The organism is Candidatus Poribacteria bacterium (assembly GCA_021295715.1).
In the GTDB taxonomy this organism is placed as follows: Bacteria; Poribacteria; WGA-4E; order WGA-4E; family WGA-3G; genus WGA-3G.
The window spans coordinates 1-757 of the sequence record JAGWBV010000129.1 but is presented as its reverse complement, the minus strand read 5'-3'; the positions used below and the strand labels follow the sequence as shown (position 1 = coordinate 757).

Annotated in this window: 1 protein-coding gene; it reads left to right on the top strand. The window is 50.3% G+C overall.

Features of this window, described 5'->3' with window-relative positions; translation table 11 throughout:
- Positions 1 to 757: hypothetical protein (locus J4G07_21265; GenBank protein MCE2416517.1), on the top strand; the 757-nt coding region annotated here is incomplete at both ends.

Here is a 757-nt window from a genome sequence, read left to right as displayed (position 1 = left end):
TGCAGAGAGATTTACTATCGGAAGTAACTGGTGGGAAAGTGACAGAGGCAGAGATTGCTGTCCAGGGGGCAACAGAGGGACAATCTATCGGCAATAGCGTGTGGACCTCCCACAAACTCCCGACTACGGGGCGGATGGCGGATATGTTGAAACCTCCTGCTCCTGACGGTGCCATCTACGGATCTGTGCTCCTATTTTCGCCACGAGAACAGGCAACAACACTATATGTCGGTGGCTACTTCGAGCTCCAAGTCTGGCTCAATGGAACTTTGATTCACGAGCATGCGCGTTATCAAAGGCGGGGCACTGATTATACGGATACGTACCCTGTGACACTTCAGCAGGGAAAAAATGTCTTATTTGTCGCACTTCGCAGTGAGGGTCAGGGCTTTTTTGGGTTTGAACCGGGGACAGAATATACAGTGGCAAACTCCGGTATTGGATACACCTTTTCCAAGCCTGCAATCCATGTCGGCGATACGTTTACCCTTGATATTAGCGCAGAGAACGTGCCCGATTTAGCGGGATGGCAATTTGATATTGCATTCGACGCTGCAGCACTCAAGGCAATTGAGGTAAACGAAGGTAGATTTCTGAAAACAGGAGGGGCAACGACCTTCTTCCAAAGAGGAACAATTGATAACACCGCTGGGAGAATCAGAGGTCTCAGTTCAGCGAATCTCAGCGGAGACGGTGTCACCGGTACGGGTACGTTACTGTCGGTGACCTTCTCAGCAAAGACAAACGGACAGACACA